General features: G+C 69.7%; 22 protein-coding genes. 17 read left to right on the forward strand and 5 right to left on the reverse strand.

What is annotated here, in order from left to right; all coding sequences use genetic code 11:
• Nucleotides 1–167: 167 nt before the first annotated feature.
• A complete protein-coding gene (locus DSC_RS00940; RefSeq protein ID WP_014159230.1) occupies nucleotides 168–1,085 on the forward strand; it encodes an AEC family transporter in 918 nt (305 codons plus the stop codon).
• An 88-nt stretch (nucleotides 1,086–1,173) separates the two neighbouring features.
• Here DSC_RS00940 and DSC_RS00945 read toward each other — a convergent pair whose 3' ends face one another.
• Entirely contained in the window at nucleotides 1,174–2,049 is an 876-nt protein-coding gene (locus DSC_RS00945; protein ID WP_014159231.1) for a hypothetical protein, read from the reverse strand.
• 526 nt (nucleotides 2,050–2,575) lie between these two features.
• On the opposite strand from DSC_RS00945, the gene DSC_RS00950 reads away from it, so the two are divergent.
• The 8 genes from DSC_RS00950 to DSC_RS00985 all read left to right on the forward strand — a co-directional run bounded on the left by DSC_RS00950 (nucleotide 2,576) and on the right by DSC_RS00985 (nucleotide 9,556).
• On the forward strand, nucleotides 2,576–3,205 hold the full coding sequence (locus DSC_RS00950; protein ID WP_014159232.1) for a ParA family protein: 630 nt from the start codon (nucleotides 2,576–2,578) through the stop codon (nucleotides 3,203–3,205).
• Between the two features lie 20 nt (nucleotides 3,206–3,225).
• Nucleotides 3,226–3,702, forward strand: a complete 477-nt coding sequence (locus DSC_RS00955; protein WP_014159233.1) for a SixA phosphatase family protein — start codon at nucleotides 3,226–3,228, stop codon at nucleotides 3,700–3,702.
• Nucleotides 3,693–4,280, forward strand: a complete 588-nt coding sequence (locus DSC_RS00960) for a YceI family protein (protein WP_014159234.1) — start codon at nucleotides 3,693–3,695, stop codon at nucleotides 4,278–4,280. Before DSC_RS00955 ends, DSC_RS00960 begins: the two co-directional genes overlap by 10 nt.
• The gene (locus tag DSC_RS00965) at nucleotides 4,277–6,280 is read left to right on the forward strand and encodes a phospholipase D family protein (protein WP_148268066.1); all 2,004 of its coding nucleotides are present in this window, start codon (nucleotides 4,277–4,279) and stop codon (nucleotides 6,278–6,280) included. Before DSC_RS00960 ends, DSC_RS00965 begins: the two co-directional genes overlap by 4 nt.
• Nucleotides 6,281–6,305: 25 nt before the next feature.
• Nucleotides 6,306–6,734, forward strand: a complete 429-nt coding sequence (locus tag DSC_RS00970) for a hotdog fold thioesterase (protein WP_014159236.1) — start codon at nucleotides 6,306–6,308, stop codon at nucleotides 6,732–6,734.
• A gap of 124 nt (nucleotides 6,735–6,858) precedes the next feature.
• Entirely contained in the window at nucleotides 6,859–7,653 is a 795-nt protein-coding gene (locus tag DSC_RS00975) for a lysophospholipid acyltransferase family protein (RefSeq protein ID WP_014159237.1), read from the forward strand.
• Between the two features lie 115 nt (nucleotides 7,654–7,768).
• Nucleotides 7,769–8,731 carry a YheT family hydrolase gene (locus DSC_RS00980; protein WP_043290826.1) on the forward strand — a complete coding sequence of 321 codons (963 nt, stop codon included), beginning with the start codon at nucleotides 7,769–7,771 and terminating at the stop codon, nucleotides 8,729–8,731.
• 207 nt (nucleotides 8,732–8,938) lie between these two features.
• Nucleotides 8,939–9,556, forward strand: a complete 618-nt coding sequence (locus tag DSC_RS00985) for a YbhB/YbcL family Raf kinase inhibitor-like protein (RefSeq protein ID WP_043290828.1) — start codon at nucleotides 8,939–8,941, stop codon at nucleotides 9,554–9,556.
• Between the two features lie 67 nt (nucleotides 9,557–9,623).
• On the opposite strand, the gene DSC_RS00990 is transcribed toward DSC_RS00985, so the two are convergent.
• A complete protein-coding gene (locus tag DSC_RS00990) occupies nucleotides 9,624–10,463 on the reverse strand; it encodes an undecaprenyl-diphosphate phosphatase (protein ID WP_014159240.1) in 840 nt (279 codons plus the stop codon).
• Nucleotides 10,464–10,686: 223 nt separating this feature from the next.
• Here DSC_RS00990 and glnA point away from each other — a divergent pair, with 223 nt between their 5' ends.
• From glnA to DSC_RS01025, 7 genes are all read left to right on the forward strand, one after another.
• A complete protein-coding gene (gene glnA, locus DSC_RS00995; protein WP_014159241.1) occupies nucleotides 10,687–12,096 on the forward strand; it encodes a type I glutamate--ammonia ligase in 1,410 nt (469 codons plus the stop codon).
• 335 nt (nucleotides 12,097–12,431) lie between these two features.
• Nucleotides 12,432–12,770, forward strand: coding sequence for a P-II family nitrogen regulator (locus DSC_RS01000; RefSeq protein WP_014159242.1), 339 nt, complete (start codon nucleotides 12,432–12,434; stop codon nucleotides 12,768–12,770).
• A gap of 21 nt (nucleotides 12,771–12,791) precedes the next feature.
• On the forward strand, nucleotides 12,792–14,312 hold the full coding sequence (locus tag DSC_RS01005; RefSeq protein WP_043290279.1) for an ammonium transporter: 1,521 nt from the start codon (nucleotides 12,792–12,794) through the stop codon (nucleotides 14,310–14,312).
• Between the two features lie 88 nt (nucleotides 14,313–14,400).
• Nucleotides 14,401–15,453, forward strand: coding sequence for a two-component system sensor histidine kinase NtrB (locus tag DSC_RS01010; RefSeq protein ID WP_043290830.1), 1,053 nt, complete (start codon nucleotides 14,401–14,403; stop codon nucleotides 15,451–15,453).
• Nucleotides 15,443–16,867, forward strand: coding sequence for a nitrogen regulation protein NR(I) (ntrC, locus tag DSC_RS01015; RefSeq protein WP_014159245.1), 1,425 nt, complete (start codon nucleotides 15,443–15,445; stop codon nucleotides 16,865–16,867). Before DSC_RS01010 ends, ntrC begins: the two co-directional genes overlap by 11 nt.
• A 108-nt stretch (nucleotides 16,868–16,975) precedes the next feature.
• Nucleotides 16,976–17,560 (forward strand): superoxide dismutase family protein, encoded by a 585-nt coding sequence (locus DSC_RS01020; protein WP_014159246.1) that lies wholly within the window; start codon nucleotides 16,976–16,978, stop codon nucleotides 17,558–17,560.
• 51 nt (nucleotides 17,561–17,611) lie between these two features.
• Nucleotides 17,612–18,250, forward strand: a complete 639-nt coding sequence (locus DSC_RS01025; protein WP_014159247.1) for a superoxide dismutase family protein — start codon at nucleotides 17,612–17,614, stop codon at nucleotides 18,248–18,250.
• 114 nt (nucleotides 18,251–18,364) lie between these two features.
• Here DSC_RS01025 and DSC_RS01030 read toward each other — a convergent pair whose 3' ends face one another.
• A complete protein-coding gene (locus DSC_RS01030) occupies nucleotides 18,365–19,249 on the reverse strand; it encodes a hypothetical protein (protein WP_043290833.1) in 885 nt (294 codons plus the stop codon).
• Between the two features lie 214 nt (nucleotides 19,250–19,463).
• On the opposite strand from DSC_RS01030, the gene DSC_RS01035 reads away from it, so the two are divergent.
• Nucleotides 19,464–20,744 carry an acetyl-CoA C-acetyltransferase gene (locus DSC_RS01035; protein ID WP_043290281.1) on the forward strand — a complete coding sequence of 427 codons (1,281 nt, stop codon included), beginning with the start codon at nucleotides 19,464–19,466 and terminating at the stop codon, nucleotides 20,742–20,744.
• 44 nt (nucleotides 20,745–20,788) lie between these two features.
• Here the strand turns inward: DSC_RS01035 and DSC_RS01040 are convergent, their stop codons facing one another.
• Together DSC_RS01040 and DSC_RS01045 are read right to left on the reverse strand one after the other, a co-directional pair.
• Nucleotides 20,789–22,051, reverse strand: a complete 1,263-nt coding sequence (locus DSC_RS01040; RefSeq protein WP_014159250.1) for a heme biosynthesis HemY N-terminal domain-containing protein — start codon at nucleotides 22,049–22,051, stop codon at nucleotides 20,789–20,791.
• On the reverse strand, nucleotides 22,048–23,088 hold the full coding sequence (locus DSC_RS01045) for a uroporphyrinogen-III C-methyltransferase (protein ID WP_014159251.1): 1,041 nt from the start codon (nucleotides 23,086–23,088) through the stop codon (nucleotides 22,048–22,050). The genes DSC_RS01040 and DSC_RS01045 overlap by 4 nt, the downstream gene beginning before the upstream one ends.
• Nucleotides 23,089–23,133 lie beyond the last annotated feature (45 nt).

The raw sequence follows: 23,133 nt of genomic DNA on the forward strand, positions 1-23,133 counted from the left end.
GTGGGCCGCTGGGCGGCGTGTTGGCGGACGCGGCCAAGGTCGGTTCGGCGGTGCTGGTCATGGCCCGGCCAGGCTGAGGCGGCGTGGCCATTTGCCCGTGCCGCCGGGCACGCGGACAATGCCGCGACGCGGCGCAAGCGCGTCCTTATCTTCAGCGGGAACCTGCCGTGGCCTTTGATGCCTTCGCCCTGATCCTGGCCATGCTCGCGCTGGGGATGCTGTTTACCCGGTTGAAGGTGTTCCCGGAGGGCGCGCCCAACGTGCTCAACCTGGTGGTGACCTACGTGTGCCTGCCGGCGGCGGTGCTGACCTTCGTCCCGCGCCTGCACCTGGATCGGTCGCTGCTGGGCCTGGTCGCCACGCCGTGGCTGCTGATGGGGGCGGCCTTCGTGCTGGTCGGCCTGGTCACGCGGGCGCTGAAGCTCTCGCGCGGGGAACATGCCGGCCTGCTGCTGTGCGTGGGATTTTCCAACTCCGGCTTCGTCGGCTACCCGATGGTGCGCGCCCTGCTGGGTGAGCACGCACTGCCCCATGCCGTGGTCTATGACCAGTTCGGTACGTTCCTGATGATGTCCACGCTGGGCATCTACATCCTGGCGCGCTACTCGGGCCAAGCCACCCCGACCACGCGCCAGATCGTGCTGCGCATGGCCAGGTTCCCGCCGCTGTGGGCGCTGCTGTTTGCGCTGACGCTGATGCCCGAAACGCCGCCGCACTGGATCGGCAGTGGACTGCAGCGGCTGTCCGACACAATGCTGCCGCTGGTAATGCTCGCGGTGGGCATGTCGATCCGGCTCAGGCTGCCGCGTCGCGAGCTCAAGCCGCTGGCCCTGGGTGTGGTCCTGCGGCTGGTGGTGATGCCGCTGATCGCCCTGCCGATCAGCTATGCGTTCGGCCTGCGTGGCGAATTGTTCCAGGTCAACATGCTGCAGTCGGCCATGCCCACCATGATCACCGCCGCGGCGCTGGCGATCTCCCACAACCTGGCCCCGCGCCTGTGCGCCGCCCTCACCGGCTATTCGATCGTGCTGTCGATGCTGACCCTGCCGCTGTTGACGTGGCTGCTGCCGCATCTGGCGCGTTGAGCCGCCGCTGGCCGTGCGGCGCGCCGGGCATCGGCGCAGGGGCGACAGGCGTGGCTGCATGCTGGGGTGACCCCCCAGGCATCGCCCGCTACAGGATCGACCGGGTGGGCTTGCTCCCGATGCCCTGGTCAGCGCCACGGGTAGGCACGCGGACTCCATCCGGCTCCATCGCCAATGCCGTCGGCGCGCGGTCTTCCTGCAGGTCTGCTCGGTCTGCCTCCATCAGCGCGCGGATCTGGGTGGTCACCGCGTCGAACACCGTGGCTGGAATGGCCAGCATCACCAGTTCGGCGCCGAGCTGGTGATCGGCCCGTGCCGCTTCCGTCCGCGCGCTGGCGTGCCAGGCGCCCAGGTCGGACAGGGCGACCATGTTCAGGCGCTGCCCGGTGCCGGAAGGGTTGCCCAGTTCCGGCGCGGCCGCGGCACGGACCAGCCGCACGGCGCGATCGCGGAAGCCGGCGTCCCGGGCGAAGCAATGGGCGAAGCAGTGCAGGTTCACCACCTCGGCGAACCGGGCGATGGCCGCCTCGGTGGCCCGCTCGACGACGGTGAAGGCTTCCAGGCCGAGGCGATCGGCGGCGCGCTGGCGCACCCAGGCGTAGCGTGAACGGCCCAGCCGATAGCGCGACCAGCGCAGCGGCGCCAGCGCGTCCAGGGCGCGGAACACCCGGCTCTTGTGCGTCCAGGGCGCGCGCAGCGTCAGCCCGGCCGGCAGCGCATTGATGAGCCGGCACGCCGCGGGCGGCGGCAGCCGTGAAATCACCGCGTGCAGCAGCACCGGCGCCTGCACGTTGCAGGCCTGCGCGGCCGCGCCCAGCTGGCGGGCCAGGCCGCGGGTGGCCACGCCGCCGTCCTCGCGCTGGTGGCTCAGGATCAACCGGGCGGCCACGCGCGCGAGCACCTCGCCAGCGTCATCGGGGCCAGCGGCGTCCAGGCTGCCGGGGTACTGCAACGGCCGTTCCATGTCCTCGTCCCAATCCTTCGGTCCGTGCGGGGACGCCGAGCGTACTGCAGCGCAGCGACACGTTGCAAGCGATAAGTCCATGAAAGTCCAGGGGTTTGGTGACGATCGGTAGCGGATTTGTCCGCGCTCACGGGTCCTGGCGTGGCGTGCCGCGACCAGCCAATGCATGGCCCGATGTGGGCATGGGATTCCCGCGCGCCGGGCCGCTGGCCGCGCGTACATCCGGGCCCGCTGGATCACGCTGTTGCCGGTGGGGGCTCGGCCATCACCGGCGATCGGCGCTGGCCCGGCCGCGGGCGTGAACCTCCGTGCCGGCATGGGCGAGTCGCCCCGTCGGCGCCGGATGCGCACCAGGCCCAGTCACCGCAGCCCTCCGCAGGTGCTGACCTGCGGGGCCGTCATGGTGTGCGGGCGGGGCCGGAAACGCAGCTGACCGAAGTCCGCATGGCCGGGCCGGCGGTGATCGCATTCACGTGCGCGCCCGGTGTACGCTCCGGCTTCCCGGACGATTGCAAGGCGCGCGCGCATGAAGACGATCCTGGTCGCCAGTTCCAAGGGCGGTGCGGGCAAGACCACGGTGGCCACCAACCTGGCGGCGTGTTTTGCCCTGCAGGGCCAGCACACGGTCCTGGTCGACGCTGACCCGCAGGGGTCTTCGGCCCGCTGGGCCGAGCGTCGGGCCGGGTTGGAAAGCGCGGTGTCGTCGGTCAGCGGGACCGGGCGCAAGTGGGCGTCCAGGCTGCCGCCGGGCACCGCCACGGTGATCGTCGACGGCCGCGCCGGGGCGATGGCTCAGGACCTGGAGTCGTTCCTGGAAGCGGCCGACGCGGTGGTCGTGCCGGTGCTGCCCTCGGGCCTGGACATCGAGGCCACGGTCGGCTTCCTCAACACCCTGGCCAAGGTGCCGCGCGTGCGCAAGCGCAAGTTGCCGGTGGGCCTGGTGCTCAATCGCGCCAAACCGTGGACCAACACCGCCCAGCAGGCGCTGGAAATGCTGGGCCAGTGGCCGTATCCGGTGGTGGCCACCCTGCGCGACACCCAGGGCTACGTGGTCATGGCTGGCTTGGGCCGCAGCCTGTTCGACTACCACTCGGCCCATGTGCGTGATCATCAGCAGGACTGGCAGCCACTGCTCAAGTGGCTCGCCCAGGCCTGAAGCCCGAGGCGGTCGTCCCCATGCGTGAACTGATCCTGCTGCGCCACGCCCATGCCGAACCGGCCCTGCCGGGGCAGTCGGACTTCGATCGCCCGCTGGCCCCGCACGGGGTGCTCGAGGCCGAAGCCGCCGGCCGTTGGCTGGTCCAACACCGGCTGGTACCCGACCGGGTGCTGTATTCGCCGGCCCGGCGCACCCGCGAGACTCTCGAAGCGGTCGTGGGCGTCACCGGCTACGTCGAGCAGTGCCTGGAGGAAAGCATTTACGAGGCCACCGCCGGCACCCTGATCGGGCTGGCCGATGCGCACCGCGATGTCGATCGCCTGCTGCTGCTGGGCCACAACCCGGGTCTGGAGCGGCTGGCCGCGCTGCTGCACAGCGGCAGCAGCAGTCAATACCGCGGCATGCCGCCCGGCTCCATCGCGGTGCTGGCCTTCGCCAGCGAAGGTCCGGTTGAACCCGGTGCAGCCACCCTGTCGGCGTTCTGGTGGCCCTGAAGCTTGACCGCGTGGCCCGTGTCTGCGCGTGGATCGGGCTGACACTGTGTGTGGCGGCCGCGGCGCAGTCGCCGGCCATGCCCCTGGACAAGCAGCACACCCGGCTGGGCTTCGCGCTGTCCACCCGCTGGGGCCAGACCCTGGAAGGCCGGTTCCCCCATTACCAAGGCGTGGTCACGGTGCTGCCCGACGGGCGCCACCAGGTGACGTTGCGGATGTATACGGCGGACGTGCAGATCAACGATCATGAGCGCTATGCGCGATGGGCGCGTGGCAGTGCGTTCTTTGACGCGGACAAGTGGCCTGAAGTGGTTTTCATCTCCGATCCCTACGACACCGCGGTCCTGCGCGACGGCGGCCAGATCACCGGTGACCTGGTGATCCGTGGCATCCGCCGCCCGGAAACGCTGACCGTGCAGCCGGCCGCCTGCAGCCGGCCGGCGCTGGATTGCGACGTGGTCCTGTCCGGCGCGGTGCGCCGCAGCGACTACGAGATGGACAGCCTGAAGCTGGCCATCAATGACCGGGTGGTGTTCCTTCTACACGCGCGGGTCGAGCCGCCGGAGAGCACGCCTTGAGGCAATCGTTGGGGGCCCTGGCCCTGCTGCTGTCCCTGCTGGGCAGTGGCTGCGCCAGCCTGTCCCAGGCCGAGCACGCGCGGTCCGTGGCCATCGCCCAGGCCGCGCGCTCACAGGTGGTGGCATGCGACCAGGCCAATGCCTGCGCCGAGGTCTCGCCGCTGCGCGCGCTGGCCGATACGGCCATGGCCCAGTCCACCCCGACCGCGCCGCACCACTATGCGCTGCTGTTGGACCGCGGCGAAGACGCGCTGCTGGCCCGGCTCAACCTGATCCGCGCCGCCCGCCGCACCGTCGACCTGCAGACCTACATCTTCGACACTGACGACAGCGCGCGCATGGTGCTCGATGCGCTGCTGGCCGCCGCCCGGCGCGGGGTGCGGGTGCGGCTGTTGATCGACCAGCTCTCGGCCATTTCCAACCTGGACATGCTGGCGGCGCTGTCCGGCGCCCATCGCAACTTCGCCCTGCGCATCTACAACCCCACCTTCAACCAGGCCGTGCCGGGCTATCTGGACTACGCGGCCAGCGTGCTGTGCTGCTTTCGCCGTTTCAACCAGCGCATGCACACCAAGCTGCTGCTGGTCGACGGCGTGGTCGGCATCGTCGGCGGGCGCAATTACCAGGACGACTATTACGACTGGGATGCCGAGTACAACTTCCGCGACCGCGATGTGCTGATCGCCGGCCCGGAGGGTGCGGACATGGCGCGCAGTTTCGCGCAGTTCTGGAACGCGCCGCGCAGCATCGTCGCCGAGCGCCTGGACGATGTCGGCAGGGTGCTGCTGGACAAGGGCGTGCCGACAATGCCGGCCGAACCCTTCAGGCGCCCGGACCGGGTCGAGGACATGGACGCCGACGCCAGTGATCCGGAGGTGATCGACGGGCGCCTGGTGGCCCATGCGTTGCCGGTGGGCAAGGTCAGCTACATCGCCGACACCCCGCGCAAGCACCGCGCCGACGATCCGGAAACGGCCGCGCCCTCCGACAGCGAGCTGGGGACGCTGCTGCGCAACGCGCAGGACCAGATCCTGATGCAGACCCCGTACCTGATCATGTCCGACCGCGCCCGGGCATTCTTCAAGGACCTGCGCAAGCGGCCTGATCCACCGCAGGTGGTGGTGTCCACCAACAGCCTGGCGGCCACCGACAACCCGATCGTGTATTCGGTCTCGGCCAAGTACAAGCGCCTGTACCTGCGCACGCTGGGCTTCCGCCTGTACGAATACAAGCCGTTCCCGCAGGATCCGCCGGTGAACTACGCGACCATGCTGCCGCCGGGGACCTTGCCTGATGGCAGCACACCCACCGCATCGCCGGCACAGGATGTCCGCGACACCCTCATCCGCACCTCGATGCCGGGCAGCCGGCCGTTCGGCATGGTCGATCGCGACGAACAGGCCGACCGCGCCAGCCGCCGCGCGCGTCAGAAGAACCGCGTGGACCGGCGCCTGCAGCGCACCGAGAACCGGCCCTCGTTCCTGAGCAAGGGACCGGCCAGCGACCCACTGCCGCTCAAGCGCGCCGGCGTGCGCATGGGTCTGCATGCCAAGTCGATTGTGATCGACGATGACATCGCGGTGATCGGCACCCACAACTTCGATCCGCGCTCGGTCGACTACAACACCGAGGCGGTGGTGGTCATCCCCGACCGCGCCTTCGCCCAGCAGCTGGAAGCCAGCATCCGGCGTGACATCGCGCCGGAGAATTCGTGGGTGATCGCCCCGCGCGAAAAGCCGCCGATCGTGTCCGGCCTCAACTACAGTCTGGACAAGATCTCGTCGGCGTTGCCGCTGTTCGACATCTGGCCCTGGCGTTACGCCACCAGCTACGAGTTCATGCCCAGCGAGCAGTGTCCGCAGCCGCTGCAGGTCAACGACCCGATGTTCAACACCTGCTACAGATCGGTGGGCGATTTCCCGGAAGTGAGCATCGGCCCCAAGCGGCTGTACGCGCGTATCCTGATTGCCTTCGGCGCCGGTCTGGCGCCCATCCTGTAACCGGCAAGGAAAGAAGGAAGGTCTCATGGTGTTCCGCGCCCCGATCGATCTTGACGCCATCAATGCAATGTCCGCCGGCAACCTGGTCGGGCACCTGGGCATCGTCATCACCGAGGCCGGCGAGGACTGGCTGCGCGGGACCATGCCGGTCGAGCCGCGCACCCACCAACCGTTCGGCCTGCTGCACGGCGGCGCCTCGGTGGTCCTGGCTGAAACCCTGGGCAGTCTGGCCGGCGGCCTGAGCGTGCCGGACCCCGAGCGCCAGGGCGTGGTCGGTCTGGAGATCAACGCCAACCACATCCGCAGCGAGAAGACCGGCCTGGTGACCGGCACCGCGCGCGCCGTGCACATCGGCCGCAGCACCCAGGTGTGGGACATCCGCATCGAGAACGCGCGCGGCAAGCTGGTGTGCGTTTCGCGCCTGACCCTGGCCGTGGTGACCAGGCCGGCCTGAGGCGGGCGCTGGGTGGCTTCGACACCGGCCAGGTGCAGATGAGGTCAAGCCTGCAGGCCGGACCGAACGCTGCCTTCGGTCGTTCCGGTAGCAGGACGCCGAGGCGTTCCGGTATCGTGCCCTCATGATTTCCACCCCCACCTCGGTGCCCGCGGCAGGCGGCGCCGGCCGCGCGTTCCGGTACCTGCTGCGCACGCCGCTGTTGCTGGTGCATGTGTTGGTCATGCTGCCGCTGCTGATGTTGATGATGGTGCCGCTGTGGGCGGACCTGCCGGTGGCCGGACGCACGCTCAAGCAGTTCTCGGTGGAACACTGGTCGGCGACGTTGCTGCGGATCTTCGGCTTTCGCCTGCGCCGCCGCGGCACGCCGCTCAAGGGCGCGGTGCTGTTGGTCTGCAACCACGTCAGCTGGGTGGACATCGAGATGGTGCACAGCCAGCGCATGGTCGGCTTCGTGGCCAAGCAGGAAATCCGCGGCTGGCCGTTGGTGGGCTGGCTGGCCGCGCGCGGTGAGACCATCTTCCACCAGCGCGGCAGTACCGAGTCGCTGGGCGGGGTGATGGAGGCCATGACCGAACGCCTGAAGGAAGGCCGCCCGGTGGCAGTGTTCCCCGAAGGTCGCACCCGCGATGGCCACGAAGTCGGGCCGTTCCATGCGCGCATCTTCCAGCCGGCGGTCGAGGCAGGGGTGCCGGTGCAGCCGGTGGCGCTGCGCTACGGCGCGCATGGCCAGGCGCAGACGGTGGTGGCCTTTGCTCCGGGCGAAAGCTTCTTCGGCAACTTCCTGCGGCTGTTGGGCGAGCCCTCGCGCCAAGCCGAAGTGTGCTTCCTGGAGCCGATCTACCCGGACCAGGTGCAGGGGCGTCGCCAGATCGCCGAAACCGCGCGCGCGCGCATCATCGCAGCGATGGGCGCCTGAGGTGTTCGGCTTGAGCGGCCGGCCCGAACTGTCCACGGCGCACCACGTGCCGCCGGCGCAGACCAGCACCAGCAGCCAGGGCCAGGAGCGCGACCCAGCCTCGCCCGATGACTACCTGCCACCGCGCTGGCTGCGCAACGCGCACCTGCAGTCGATCCTCAGTTCCAGTGACCTGCGCCGGCGACGCGGCCTGCGCCGGCTGCAGGCGCTGGGCGCGCAGAGCACCGAGCACATCTTCGATGGCGGCGCCGGGGTGCGCCTGCAGGGCTGGCACACGCTGATCCCGGGCATGGAAGTGCGCGGCCTGGCGCTGCTGCTGCATGGCTGGGAAGGCAGTGCCGAATCCAGCTACATGCGCATGACCGCCGCCAGCCTGCTGGAGGCGGGCTACGAAGTGGTGCGGCTGAACTTCCGCGACCACGGCGACACCCACCATCTCAACGAAGAGATCTTCCACTCCTGCCTGCTGCCCGAAGTGCTGCACGCGGCCTGCGACGTGGCCCAGCGCTTCCCGCAGCGGCCGATGGTGGCCGCCGGCTATTCGCTGGGCGGCAACTTCGTCCTGCGCCTGGCGCTGCGCGCGCCGCAGGCCGGCCTGCCGCTCAAGCACGTGGCCGCGGTGTGTCCGGTGCTGGACCCGCATTCGGCACTGCTCGGCATGGAACGTGGGCTGCCGCTGTACCACTGGTATTTCCAGCGCAGGTGGCGCCGTTCGCTGGAGCGCAAGCGCGCGCTGTTCCCCGAGCGCCATCTCTATGACGACCAGACCCTGTCGCTGAGCGTGCGCGAACTGACCCGCTGGATGGTCGAGCACGAAACCGACTTCGGCACCCTGGAAAACTATCTGGACGGGTATTCGGTGGCTGGCAACCGGCTCGCCACCCTGGCCGTGCCGGCCAACATCCTGATGGCCCAGGACGATCCGGTGATCCCCTTCGCCGACTTCGCCCGCTGGCAGCTGCCGCCGATCGCCAGGCTGGAAGTGGCGCGCTGGGGCGGGCACTGCGGCTTCATCGAGAACGCGCAGTGCGACGGCTTCGGCGAACGCTGGGTCACCGACCGGCTGACCAGCTGCTGACCGGCCATCCTCGGACCGCCGGGTGAAGGGGGCCCGTGTCGATTGCCGCACCTGCCCCAGGTGCTGGTGATCGGCCTGCATGATCCACGCGTGGTGCGGCTGGACGGCCGGCCCTGGAGTGCGGCCAGCACGTTCGCCCCGCCCTCACCGCAGGCCGCGGCACACTGGCGCGTGAGCCCATTCCCGACGGGAGCACAGGAGACCTGCATGCGCATTCACAGTGACAGCTTCGCCAATGGCGCCCTGATCCCGGCCGAATTCGCCGGCGGCCACGCCCACGGCTTCGCCCCCGACCGCAACCCACACCTGGCCTGGGACCAGGTGCCCGAGGGGACGCGCTCGTTCGCCCTGCTGTGCGTGGACCCGGATGTGCCGACCGTGCCGGACACCACCAACCGCGACGACATGGAGGTGCCGGTCGAGCAGCCGCGTGCGGACTTCTTCCACTGGGTGATGGTGGACATTCCGGCCGAGGTACGAGAAATCCCTGCGGGCAGCTGCAGCGATGGCTTCGTGGCCAAGGGCAAGCGCAATCCATCCGGCCCGGCCGGATCGCGCCAGGGCCTGAACGACTACACCGGCTACTTTGCGGGCAACGCCGATCTGGACGGCCAGTACTTTGGCTACGACGGCCCGTACCCGCCGTACAACGACTTGCGCCTGCACCACTACCATTTTCGCCTGTACGCGCTGGATGCGCAGACGCTGCCGCTCAAGCCCGGTTTCACCGGCAAGGACGTGCTGGCGGCGATCGAAGGCCACGTGCTGGCGCAGGCCGAGTGGGTCGGCACCTACACCCTCAACGGCAAGGTCCTGGCCGGCTGACGCATCATCTTGGTGCAAAGAGGGAGGCCCGCACCATGCGGGCCTTTTCGTCGCGCAGCCCGGTGGCTCAGGCGCCGCTGGGCAGGAACAGCAGCAAGGCCGCGCCCAGGAGCATGCGGTATACCGCGAACACGGTGAAGCGATGGCTCTGGATGTAGCCCAGCAGCCACTTGACCGCGATGAAGGCGGTCACCGCGCTGGCGATGAACGCCGCCGCGAACAGGCCCCAGTCCTCCTGCGCGGCCTGGCCCGAGCGCACCACTTCCATCAGCTGGTAGCCGCTGGCTGCGAACATCGTCGGGATGCCGATCAGGAAGGCGAACTCGGTCGCCGAGGCGCGCTTGGTGGTACCGGCCAGCAGCGCCATGAAGATCGTCGCCGCCGAGCGCGAGGTGCCCGGGAAAACCCCGGCCACGACCTGGGCGATGCCCACCAGGATCGCCACGGTCCAGGTGATGCGCGCCCGTTCACCCAGCGTCAGCGCGCGCCGCTCGGCGAAGTACTCGGCCGCGATCATCCACACCCCACCGATGATCAGCGCCCAGGCGATCGGCGTGACCGTCTCGGGCAGCGCGAACCCGAGCTTCTTGACCACCAGCCCCAGCACTGCGGTGACCAGGAAGGCCAGCGCCAGCTTCAGCGAATAGCCGCGCGGGCTATCGCCGTCGATGCTCGGCAGCGCGGCCTGGTCGGGCTTGAGGAAGCCTGCGAGCAGCTGCCACAGCCGCTGCCGGTAGATCAGTACCACGGCCAGGATCGCGCCGGCCTGGATGCCGATGTTGAACAGGTCGCTGCGGTGCCCCAGCCAACGCTCGGCGATCAGCAGGTGGCCGGTGCTGGAGATGGGCAGGAATTCGGTGAGGCCTTCAAGGATGCCAAGCAACAGCGCGGCGAACAGTTCGGACATGGGACCAGGCACGACAGGGGGGTACCAAGAATACGAGGATTTCTGGATGCACGCCCATGGTGCTAAAAAACACAATATGCACCAAAAAAGCGCAAATCCATGATGCGGCGTGTGAAGGGGTTGTATACAAAACAGTCACTTACGGACTCAAACGACTTGGCACGCGCCTTGCGATACACCCGTCACACAATTCCACCTCACCAAAAGATCCTCAGGAGCAAAGATGTCCCTCGACAAAGTCGAAAAGCTGATCAAGGAAACCAAGGCCGAGTTCGTCGACCTGCGCTTCGTTGACCTGCGTGGCGTGCAGCAGCACGTGACCTTCCCGATCAACATCGTCGAGCCGGGCCTGTTTGAAGAAGGCAAGATGTTCGACGGCAGCTCCATCAGCGGCTGGAAGGGCATCAACGAATCGGACATGGTCCTGATGCCCGACGCCGACACCGCCTACCTGGATCCGTTCTACGCCGATCCGACCATCAACCTCACCTGCGATGTGCTGGACCCGGCCACCATGACCGCCTACGCGCGCTGCCCGCGTGGGGTGGCCAAGCGCGCCGAGGCCTACCTGCAGTCCTCGGGCATCGCCGACCAGGCCTTCTTCGGCCCGGAGCCGGAGTTCTTCATCTTCGACTCGGTGCGCTTTGCCAACGACATGGGCAACACCTTCTTCAAGGTCGATTCGGAAGAGGCGGCCTGGAATTCCGGCGCCAAGTACGAAGGCGGCAACAGCGGCTACCGGCCGGGCGTCAAGGGCGGCTACTTCCCGGTCCCGCCGACCGACTCGCTGCACGACATCCGCGCCGAGATGGTCAAGACCCTGGAACTGGTCGGCATCTCCACCGAGGTCCACCACCACGAAGTGGCCACCGCCGGCCAGTGCGAGATCGGCACCCGCTTCAACTCACTGGTCAAGAAGGCCGACGAGCTGCTGGCGATGAAGTACATCGTCAAGAACGTGGCCTTCCGCAACGGCAAGACCGCCACCTTCATGCCCAAGCCGATCGTCGGCGACAACGGCAGTGGCATGCACGTGCACCAGTCGCTGGCCAAGGGTGGCACCAACCTGTTCACCGGCGACGGCTACGGCGGCCTGTCGCAGCTGGCGCTGTGGTACATCGGCGGCGTGTTCAAGCATGCCAAGGCGATCAACGCCTTCGCCAACTCCGGCACCAACAGCTACAAGCGCCTGGTCCCGGGCTTCGAAGCGCCGGTGATGCTGGCCTACTCGGCGCGCAACCGCTCGGCCTCGTGCCGCATTCCGTGGGTGGCCAATCCCAAGGCCCGGCGCATCGAAGTGCGCTTCCCCGATCCGCTGCAGTCCGGCTACCTGACCTTCACCGCGCTGATGATGGCCGGCCTGGACGGCATCAAGAACCAGATCGACCCGGGCGCGCCTTCGGACAAGGACCTGTACGACCTGCCGCCGGAAGAAGAAAAGCTGATCCCGCAGGTCTGCTCCTCGCTGGACCAGGCCCTGGCCGCGCTGGACGGCGACCGCGAGTTCCTCAAGGCCGGCGGCGTGTTCTCCGATGACCTGATCGATGGCTACATCGACCTGAAGATGCAGGAAGTCACCAAGTTCCGGGCAGCGACCCACCCGCTGGAGTACCAGCTGTACTACGCCAACTGAGCAAACGCGGCGCTGGCGGTGGACCTCCCCTCCCACCCACCGCCAGCGCTGCACCTTTTCTCCGCACCTGGCCTCGGCGATCGGCCAGGTGCAATGGACAGGGGTGATCGCGCACTGGAATTGCAGTACCGGGGAAAGGCAAACGTGGGCGCCCATGGGTCGCATCGTCCCTCCCTCCCACGCCGAACCCGACCGGTCCTTGTCCTGTCGGTCCGGCGCGGCCCATGGGTCGTTCCATCATCACCCGTCGGCGCGGGATGCGCCGGGGCTGAGCACGCAGTACACCAACGTCGGCCGGCTGCGCCGGTCGTTCCATCCACCATCGGGGAATGCGCATGAAACTGATCACCGCCATCATCCGCCCGTTCAAGCTGGACGAAGTCCGGGAGGCGCTGTCGCAGACAGGCGTCTCGGGCATCACCGTCACCGAAGTCAAGGGCTTCGGGCGCCAGAAGGGCCACACCGAGTTGTATCGCGGCGCCGAGTACGTCGTCGACTTCCTGCCCAAGATCAAGATCGAAACGGTCGTCACCGACGAGCGCCTGGAGGCGGTGATCGAAGCCATCCAGCAGGCCGCCGGCACCGGCAAGATCGGCGACGGCAAGATCTTCGTGACCTCGATCGACCAGGTCATCCGCATCCGCACCGGCGAAGTCGGCGCCGACGCGCTCTAGCCCCCACTCGGAGATCCCCACATGAAAATGCATTTGTTCTCCGGGTGGAAAACCCGCCTCCAGGTCCTGGCCCTCGCGGCGATGTGCAGCCTGACCTTCGCCACCGTCGCCTACGCCGCACAGGACCCGGCCGCGCCAGCGACCGAAGCGGCCACGACCGAGGCCGCGCCGGCCGCGGCAGCCGAGGCCGCCCCTGCAGAAGCGGCACCGGCCGAAGCCGCGCCGGCCCCTTCGGTCAGCAAGGCCGACAACGTCTGGGTGCTGGTCAGTGCGGCGCTGGTGATCTTCATGACCCTGCCCGGTCTGGCCCTGTTCTACGGCGGTCTGGTGCGCAGCAAGAACGTGCTGTCGATCCTGATCCAGAACCTGGTGGTGTTCTCGCTGGTGGCGGTGCTGTGGTCCTTGTATGGCTACAGCCTGGCCTTCACCGAAGGCAATTCGTTCATCGGCGGCTGGGACCGGTTGTGGGCCAGCGGCCTGACCTCCAGTGGCGTCGGGGCCACCTTCACCAAGGGCGTGTACATCTCTGAATTGACCTTCTTCGTGTTCCAGGGCGCGTTCGCCTGCATCACCTGCGCGCTGATCCTGGGCGCGTTCGCCGAGCGGGTGAAGTTTGCCGGCGTGCTGCTGTTCACCGTGCTGTGGTTCACCTTTGCCTATACCCCGATGGCGCACATGGTGTGGTTCTTCCCGGGTCCGGACGCCTTCACCGACGCCGATGCGGCCACCGCCGCGCTGGGCAAGTCCGGCAGGCTGTTCGCCCTGGGCGCGCTGGATTTCGCCGGCGGTACCGTGGTCCACATCAATGCCGCAGTCGCCGGCCTGGTCGGTGCCTTCGTCATCGGCAAGCGCACCGGCTACGGGCGCGATGCGATCAAGCCGCACAACCTGACCATGACCATGGTCGGCGCCTCCATCCTGTGGGTGGGCTGGTTCGGCTTCAATGCCGGCTCGGCGCTGGAAGGCAGCGGCACCGCCGCGATCGCCTTCGTCAACACCTTCCTGGCCACGGCCGCGGCGGTGCTGGCCTGGACCTTCGTGGAATGGATCACCAAGGGCAAGCCCTCGTTGCTGGGTGCAGCTTCGGGTGCGGTGGCCGGTCTGGTGGCGATCACCCCGGCGGCAGGCTTCGTCGGCCTCAATGGTGCGCTGGCCATCGGCGCCATTGCCGGGGTGCTGTGCCTGTGGGGCGTGACCGGGCTGAAGAAGCTGCTCGGCGCCGATGACAGCCTGGACGTGTTCGGCGTCCACGGTGTGGGCGGCATCACCGGGGCACTGCTGACCGGCGTGTTCGCGGCGCCCTCGCTGGGCGGGTCGGGCATCTGGGACTACGTCACCGAGACCGCGCTGCCGGAGTACTCGATCGGCAGCCAGGTCTGGATCCAGGCCCAGGGCGTGCTGACCACGGTGATCCTGTCCGGCGTGGTGTCGCTGGTGGCCTTCATGATCGTCAAGTTCACCGTCGGCCTGCGCGTGAGCGAGGAAGCCGAACGCGAGGGTCTGGACATCACCTCGCACGGTGAATCGGCCTACGAGGCCTGAGTCACCCCGGACGGCGGCATTGCACTAAGATGGTGCAATGCCGCTCCCGCACGCCGAACATCCCGAATCCGAAGATTCCGCAGCACCGATGACCGACGCACCCGCCCCGGATGCCCTGAGCACACCGGTGGCCTGGGCAGATGCACAAGGAAAGGTCCTTGGCGCCAATGCCGCATTCGCGCGCTGGCTGGGCATCAGCCCCCGGCGCCTGCTGGGGCGTCCCCTGGCCGCATTGGAAATGGATGGCGATGCCATGGCCCGATTCATGGACAACACCGACCGCGACCTGCTGCGCCTGCACCGGGTCGCCATCGGCTTTCCCGGCGAGACGCCACGCTTTGCCGAAGGCTGGCTGTCACGCACCGACACCGGCGGCTGGCTGCTGGAAGCCCATCCGCTCGACGATTTTCCCGCGCTGGACCCGGCCCAGGCGCTGCCCAGCGCGCTGGCGGCGGCCCTGCGTGGCCTGGCCCATGAACTGCGCAACCCGCTGGCCGGCCTGAAAGGCGCTGCCCAGCTGCTGTCGCGGCGCGCCCGGCAGCGCAACGACAACGACGACGAGCGCGAGCTGATCGGTCTGATCCAGGCCGAGGCCGAGCGCCTGAACAACCTGCTGGATCGGCTGCTGTCGCCGGCCTCGCAGCGTCCGCACGCGCCCTTGAACATCCATGCCGTGCTGGAACGGGTGCTGCGCCTGGCCGAGAACGAAAGCCACGGCCAGGTGCGCCTGCAGCGCGACTACGACCCCAGCCTGCCCGAGCTGCACGGCGATGCCGACCGCCTGACCCAGGCGGTGTGGAACCTGGTCGGCAACGCCATGCAGGCCGGCGCCAGCCTGATCACCCTGCGCACCCGGGTCGAGCACGGCCTGCGCATCCATGACCAGCTGCACGCGCGTGCGCTGCGCCTGGAGATCATCGACGACGGTCGCGGCGTGCCGGAGGAACTGGCCGAGCACCTGTTCCTGCCGCTGGTGTCCGGGCGCGCCGAAGGCAGCGGTCTGGGCCTGGCCCTGGCCCAGCAGGTCGCCCGCGAGCACCGCGGTTCGCTGGCCTTCCGTTCGCGCCCGGGTCACACCGTGTTCACCCTGCTGCTGCCGCAGTCGCGCGATGCCGGCCAGGAGCCACACCATGCCCACTGAAGACAACCAGCGCATCTGGGTGGTCGACGACGACCGCTCGGTGCGCTTTGTCCTGGCCACCGCGCTGCGCGATGCCGGCTACGACGTGGATGGCTTCGACAGTGCGGCCTCGGCGCTGCAGGCGCTGGGCACCCGCGGGGTGCCCGACCTGCTGTTCACCGACGTGCGCATGCCGGGCGAAGACGGGCTCAAGCTGCTCGACCGGCTCAAGCATGCCCATCCGCAGCTGCCGGTGATCGTCATGTCGGCCTATACCGACGTGGCCAGCACCGCCGGTGCATTCCGCGGCGGCGCCCAGGAATTCCTGTCCAAGCCGTTCAACCTGGACGATGCGGTCGCGCTGGCCGCACGCGCCCTGCCCAGCGTGGAAGCGCACGAGGCCGGGTTGCCCCAGGCAGTTTCCGCGGCCGGTGGCGGCACGTCCGAACTGATCGGTGATACGCCGGCCATGCGCGCGCTGTTCCGCGCAATCGGCCGGCTGGCACAGGCGCCGCTGTCGGTGCTGATCACCGGCGAGACCGGCACCGGCAAGGAGCTGGTGGCGCGTGCGCTGCACAACGAGTCGCCGCGCGCGCGCAAGCCGTTCGTGGCCCTCAACACCGCGGCCATCCCGGCCGAACTGCTGGAAAGCGAGCTGTTCGGCCACGAGGCGGGCGCCTTCACCGGAGCCCAGCGCCGGCACATCGGCCGCTTCGAGCAGGCCGACGGCGGTACCTTGTTTCTCGATGAAATCGGCGACATGCCGCTGCCGCTGCAGACCCGCCTGCTGCGCGTGCTGGCGGAGAACGAATTCTTCCGGGTCGGCGGGCGCGAGCTGATTCGGGTGGACGTGCGGGTGGTCGCCGCCACCCACCAGGACCTGGAGGGGCTGGTCCAGCAGGGCCGTTTTCGCGCCGATTTGCTGCATCGCCTGGATGTGGTCCGCCTGCAGCTGCCGCCGCTGCGCGAACGCCGCGGCGACGTGCCACGGCTGGCCGAGAATTTCCTGGCCCAGGCCTGCCTGAAGCTGGGCACCCCGGCCAAGCGCGTGGCGCCATCGGCGCGCGAGGCACTGCGCGCCCACCACTGGCCCGGCAACGTGCGCGAACTGGAAAACGTCTGCTGGCGCCTGGCCGCGCTGGCGCCATCGGACACCATCACCGTGGGTGATGTCGAGCAATCGCTCACCCACACCACCCAGCCGGACCTGCAGGGCGCTGGCGAGTGGGACGCGCTGCTGGGACAGTGGGCGCGTGCGCGTCTGGCCGAAGGCGCCGAAGGCCTGCATGCCGAAGCGCGCGCGCGGCTGGACCGGATCCTGCTGGAGGCGGCGCTGCAGTTCACCAACGGCCGCCGCGCCGATGCCGCCGCGCGCCTGGGCGTGAGCCGCAACACGGTCACCCGCAAGCTCGGCTCGGGACGCAGGCGCCGCTGATCGCAGCGCGTCCAAGCAGGCCGCGGCGTGCGGCCATTGGCCCCGGTGGTCACCACGGCACAGGTGTTTCATGACGCCTGAACGCCACCACCGCTAGCGTTGCCGGCCATGTCACCACCCTGTCCCCGCCGCCGCCTGCTGCGCGTGCCGACCCTGGCCGGCGCGCTGGCGCTGGCAGCCTGCAGCAGCGCGCCCAAACCGCTGCCGCCCGCGCCGCCACCGGCCACGGCCACGCCGATGGCGCAGGGAGCGCAGGCGATCATGCAATCGGCCTCGGCCAGCCTGGTCAGCGGCAAGCTTGAGCTGACCCCGGCGGCTGCTGGCGTGCGCATCGCCGGCACCATCGGCGGCTTGCCGGCGCTGGGGCGCTTTGGCTTCCACGTCCACGAGACCGGCGACTGCAGCGCGGTGGACGGGTCCAGCGCGGGCGGTCATTTCAATCCCACGCACCAGCCCCATGGCAATGCCAAGATCGGCGCCCACCACGCAGGCGACATGGACAACCTGGTGGCCGATGCCGAAGGCATCGCCCATGTCGACACCCAACTGGCCGGCGTGACCCTGGGCGGGGGCGCGATGGACATCCTCGGCCGCGCGCTGGTGGTGCACGCCGACCCTGACGACTATGCCACCCAGCCTGCCGGCAAGTCCGGTGCGCGGGTGGCCTGCGGCGTGATCAAGGCGATCCGCTGAACGCATGCATCCTGCATGCATCCGACCCACGCGACAAAGGAGAAACCATCCATGCGACTGACCTGTTCCCTGCTGTGTACCGCCACCCTGCTGGCGCTGACCGCCTGCAGCAAGCCCGAGTCCAACGAGGCGCCTGAAGCGGTCACCGAGCCGGTGGCCTCGACCCCGGCCTCCGCGCCGGCGACCAGCGCCCCAGCCAGCAGCGCTCCGGCCACCAGCGAGGCGGCGATGGCCATGGCCAAGGCCACCCTCAAGCCCACCGCGGGCAACACCGTCGCCGGCGAGCTGAGCTTCACCGCAGTCGATGGCGGCGTGCGCGTCACCGGCACCCTCAGTGGCCTGAGCCCGGGCGAGCACGGCTTCCACATCCACGAGAAGGGCGACTGCAGCGCGCCGGACGGCACCAGTGCCGGCGGCCACTTCAATCCCGACGGCGTGGACCACGGCCAGGTCACCGCCGACCCGCACCATGCCGGCGACAGCAACAACCTCACCGCCAGTGCCGACGGCAACGTCACCGTCGACCAGATGCTGTCGGCCAATGTGGACATCGGCAAGGGCGACAAGTACGACATCGTCGGCAAGGCGGTGATCGTCCACGAGAAGGCCGACGACTACAAAACCCAGCCCACCGGCGACGCCGGCGGCCGCCTGGCCTGTGGCGTGATCGAGGCCGCACCGGCGATGTAAGCTGGCCGCGCATGCCGCGGCTCGCATGGGCCACGTCAGGACATGCTGCAAACGCACAAGGCGCCTTCCGGCGCCTTGTGTCGTGTTCGGGGCGAAGCAACCTCGCTCAGCGCATCAGGTATTCAGATGCGCGCACAGGTCCTGGTCATCGGGGCAATGGGCATGGGTGACCGGAATGCCGTGTGCTTCCAGCACCGCAGCCAGTTGGCGCTGGCGCATCAGGTAATGCTCGTAGCCACGGGCCAGGCGCTGAGGATCGTCGGTCGCCGGGGCATTGCGCTTCCTCCAGGCGGCCGGATCCAGCAGCGCCATGCGCACCTCGCCGTCGGCATAGCGCAGCAGCGGCTCGGGCGGGGCGTCCAGCCACTGCGTGTCTTCCGGTGCCAGCAGCGCGGTCTCGATCAGCGGCCACAGGCCGCCCAGGTGCTGGTGCTGGTACTGCAGGGCCATCATCGCGGCCAGGTCGTGCAGGGTCATGAAGCGCACGTGCTCGACCCTCGCCCCCAGCCCGTCCTGCAGCTGCAGCGCGGTGTCGGCGCCGGCCATGCCGCGCTCGATCAGGACTGCTTCCAGCGCTTGGCCGACCGCATCGACGTCCCCGGGCGCGCCACTGAGCAGGAACGGCAGGACCCGCAGCGCGCCGCCGACCAGCTCCGGATCGGCCTGGAACGGCCGCGGCACCGCGCCATCGGCTGCGGCGCCAAAGGCGATCACTCGCGGTCCCTGGTCGCGTCCCGGCGCGCGCTGGCGCAGTTCGTCCAGGCGCCGATGCAGCGGCCAGCCCGGGCGCAGCGCCTCGGCCGGATCGAAGTGCGCGGCGGCCAGGGTGAGTTCCAGCGTGGTGATCTGCGGGACCAGGCCGACCAGGTCGCGGGCAATCCTCTCGGCCAGCGCGCCGGCCGCGTCCTGGTCCAGCGCGGCCCGGCGGGGCGGGGCGCCACCGGCCAGTTCCAGGGCCACCAGGCCCATGACCTGCGCGGTTTGGGGTGCGTGCGTCATGCGATCGATCATGTGGGGCAGCAGCGTGTGAACCCATTCTAGCCAGCCGCGCGGACATCACCGTGACCATCTCCGGCCACGGCGCATTCACATGCCAGCGCGGAAGGTCAACGTCCAGCGTGGCCGGCCCGCAAACGCGCCGCTACACTGCGCCATACGCCAGCGCATGCGCGCTGGCGCCTGTTCGAACACGGCCGCCCACCGAGGTTTCTCCATGCCAGCTGTCCGTCCCGTTGCCATTCTTGGCGGAGTCCGCATTCCGTTCTGCCGTCAGAACACCGCCTATGCGGATGTGGGCAACCTGGGCATGTCGGTGCGCACGCTGGGGGCGCTGGTTGAGCGCTACGGCCTGCACGGGCAGGTCCTGGGCGAGGTGGCGATGGGCGCGGTGATCAAGCACCCCAGCGACTGGAACCTGGGCCGCGAGGCGGCGCTGTCCTCGGGCCTGTCGCCGCTCACGCCCGGCATCACCCTGCAGCGCGCCTGCGGCACCAGCCTGGATACCATCGCCTACATCGGCAACCGGATCGCCCTGGGCCAGATCGAGTCGGGCATCGGCGGCGGCTCGGATTCCACCTCCGAGGTGCCGATCGTCTATGCCAAGAAGCTGCGCGCGCGGCTGTTGGCCGCCAACCGCGCCAGGACGCCCCGGGACAAGGCCCGCGCGCTGCGCCAGGGCTTCAGGGTCTCCGAGCTCAGGCCCGAGTTCCCCGGCGTGGGCGAACCGCGCACCGGCAAGTCGATGGGCGAGCACTGCGAGGACATGGCCAAGGAATGGAACATCTCGCGCGATTCGCAGGACGAGTGGGCGGTGTCCTCGCACCACAAGCTGGCCGCGGCCTATGAGCGCGGTTTCTTCGAGGACCTGATCGCACCGTTCCGCGGGGTCAGCCGCGACAACATCCTGCGCCCGGACACCTCGCTGGAAAAGCTGGCCACGCTCAAGCCCGCGTTCGACAAGGCGTCGGGCCGCGGCACCCTGACCGCGGCCAATTCCACGCCGCTGACCGATGGCGCCGCCGCGGTGCTGCTGGCCAGCGACGACTGGGCCGCCGCGCACGGCCACGTGCCGCTGGCCTACCTGCGCGATGTGCAGAGCGCGGCGGTGGATTTCGTCCACGGCGAGGGCCTGCTGATGGCGCCCACCATCGCCGTGCCGCAGATGCTGGCCCGGCATGGACTGGGCCTGCAGGACTTCGACATCTACGAGATCCACGAGGCGTTTGCCGCGCAAGTGCTGTGCACGCTGCGTGCGTGGGAGAGCGAGGACTACTGCACCCATCGGCTGGGGCTGCCCGGACCGATGGGGCGCATCGATCCGGCCAGGATCAACCCCAACGGGTCCTCGCTGGCCACCGGCCATCCCTTCGCCGCCACCGGCGCGCGGATCATCGCCACGGTGGCCAAGGAACTGGCCCAGCGCGGCGGTGGGCGCGCGCTGGTGTCGATCTGCACCGCCGGCGGCATGGGCGTGGTGGCCATCGTCGAACGCTGAGCCTGGATTACCCTTTCCAACCCCAGAGCCCTGGCCGAGGGCTGTCAGTCGCGCAGGCGCGGCAGGCCGTGGACGTCGCGTTCCTCGGGCACGGCGTGGTCGTGGATCTGCTGGCGCAGGTCGCGGTCGGGCAGCGCTGCGGCCGGCTCGCCGCGGCCGCTGGACAAGGCATTGGCGTAGCTGCGGCGGGCCAGCAGTTCCTCGCCAGCGGCGGCGTAGCCGTGGCCCAGTTCTTCCCATGCGTCGGCGCCGGCGCCCTGGGCCAGGGCCCGATGCAGGACCTCCTGCGCCTGTGACCACTGGCCCTGCTGGCGCATCAGCCGGGCCAGGGTGAGCAGCAGGCCCGGGCTGTCGGGGTGACTGTGCAGCCAGCGCTGGACACTGGCCCGGCGCGAATCCGGCTTGCCCACCGGCAGGCGCCCGTAGAGCACGATCAGCGATTCGTCCCAGCGGCTGTCCAGCGCCTGTTCCAGCGCATGGGTGGCCGCATCGTCCCAGCGCAGCGCGGCAGCACGCTGGGCGTAGGCGGCCACCACGTCCGCTTCGGTGCGCAGCGGCCTGGGCAGCGATTCCCAGCGTTCGGCCAGGGCGTTGGCATCGTCGGCCTGCAGCAGGGACTGGGTGCCCAGGCGGGTTTCCAGGTCGGCGTAGGCGTTGGCCGACAGCGCCTTGTGCTGGCGCAGCGGCCCGAGCAGGCCCCAGGCATCGCCGGCGCGGCCGACCTGGGCCAGGGCCTCGGCACGCAACGCCAGGCCGCGCGGCGGCAGCGGCTGGGCGTCGGCTGCATCCAATGCGACCAGCGCCTGGGCCGGCATGGCGCGCGCCAGGGCGTCTTCGGCCAGCAGCAGGGCATGGGCGGTGGCGCTGCATTCGGCCAGGGCCTGCAGGTGGCGTTGGATGGAAGGCGCATCGTCGCGCGCCTGCGCGGCGCGCACGGCGGCGGTGCGGGCGATGACCTCGACCTCGCTGTCCTGCGCGGCGCGATCGAGCAATTTCTCCGCGCGCTGGTAGTGGCCCTGCTGCAGGGCTTCCAGGCCGTCGATCAACCGGGCGCGGGCGCGCTTGCGGCGGTGCCGGCCCCAGGCGCGGAACGGCAGGACCAGCAGCGTCCACACGATCCACAGCACCAGCGCGGCGGCGATCAGGACCACGATCGCGCCGGGCACGGTGGCGGTGAGGTCATAGCCACCGACGCGCACGAACACCTGGCCCCAGTCGCGCAGGTCCTCGCGCGCGAGCCACTGCGCGCCAAGCACGCCCAGGGCGACCAGCACCAGCAAGACCAGGCAGATGCGCAGGGCCTTCATGGCGCGCCTTCATCGGACGGGGCGGCCGCCGGCTGCGGCGCCAGCGGCGGGGCCGGTGGTGGCGCGGGCATGCCACCCATGGCCTGCAGCTGGCGCAGGGTGCTGCCCAGTTCCGGCAGCGGCGCGGTCAGCGGCAGCGCGGCCAGCCGGGTCAGCCGGGCTTCCACGGCCCTGGCCTGCGGCGAGGCCGGCCACAGCCGCGGCAGCCAGGCCGCCGCGCGCAGCACCGCAGCCTGGAGGGCCGGCGCGTCGTTGCGTTCCAGCGCGGCGCGGGCCAGGGTCAGTTCCAGCTGCAGGGCGTTTTCGAAGGCCGCGCGCTGGGCCGGCGCGATGGCCACGCGTGCGCCGCTGGGACGCACGTCGATCAGCGGTGCAAGGATGCGCTGCCAACGCGGGCGTGCGGGGTCCTCGTCAGCCACCTTCTGCGGCAGCTGCGCCAGTGCGGCGCTGACCTGTTCCAGCTGCTGCACCGCCTGGGCGCGCGGGCCTTGGCCGAGGCGGCCGATCGCGCTGCGTTCCTGTTCCAGCGCCTGCCTGAGGTTGAGCAGGCGCGGATCGTCCAGCCCGGCCAGGGTGTCGGCGGCCAGCGCGTAGGCCTGCTGCGCGCCGGGCAGGTCGCCGGCGATGGTCAGGCGCTGGGCGGCCAGGTGCAGTTCCAGCTCGGCCTGATCCAGGCGCAGCGCGGCCGCGCCCTGGCGGGTGGAATCGGCCAGCTTGGCCACGCTGTCTTCCAGCAGGGCGCCGCGCTGGCTCAGGCCGAGGATTTCGTCGCGCAGCACCCGGTTGGTGGCGGCCAGGTCCCGGAGGCGCTCGTTCTGCGCGCGCAGGTCGCGGCGCAGGGTTTCGATGCGGGCCTCCAGTGCGTCGACCTGCTGCTCGGCCTGGTCCTGCTGGCCGGTGGTCCAGGCCTGCCACTGCTGCCAGCCGTACCAGGCGGCCGCGGCCAGGGCCACGAGCAGCAGCAGGACCACGATCGGCAGCCCCAGGCGACGGCGCGGACGTTCGATTGGCTCGTGCTCGGCGGCGAACTGGTTCAAGGGCAACTCCGAAGTGCGGGCCGGCGTGATGCCACGGCCGGCATG

This window comes from Pseudoxanthomonas spadix BD-a59, from assembly GCF_000233915.3.
Taxonomy (GTDB): Bacteria; Pseudomonadota; Gammaproteobacteria; order Xanthomonadales; family Xanthomonadaceae; genus Pseudoxanthomonas_A; species Pseudoxanthomonas_A spadix.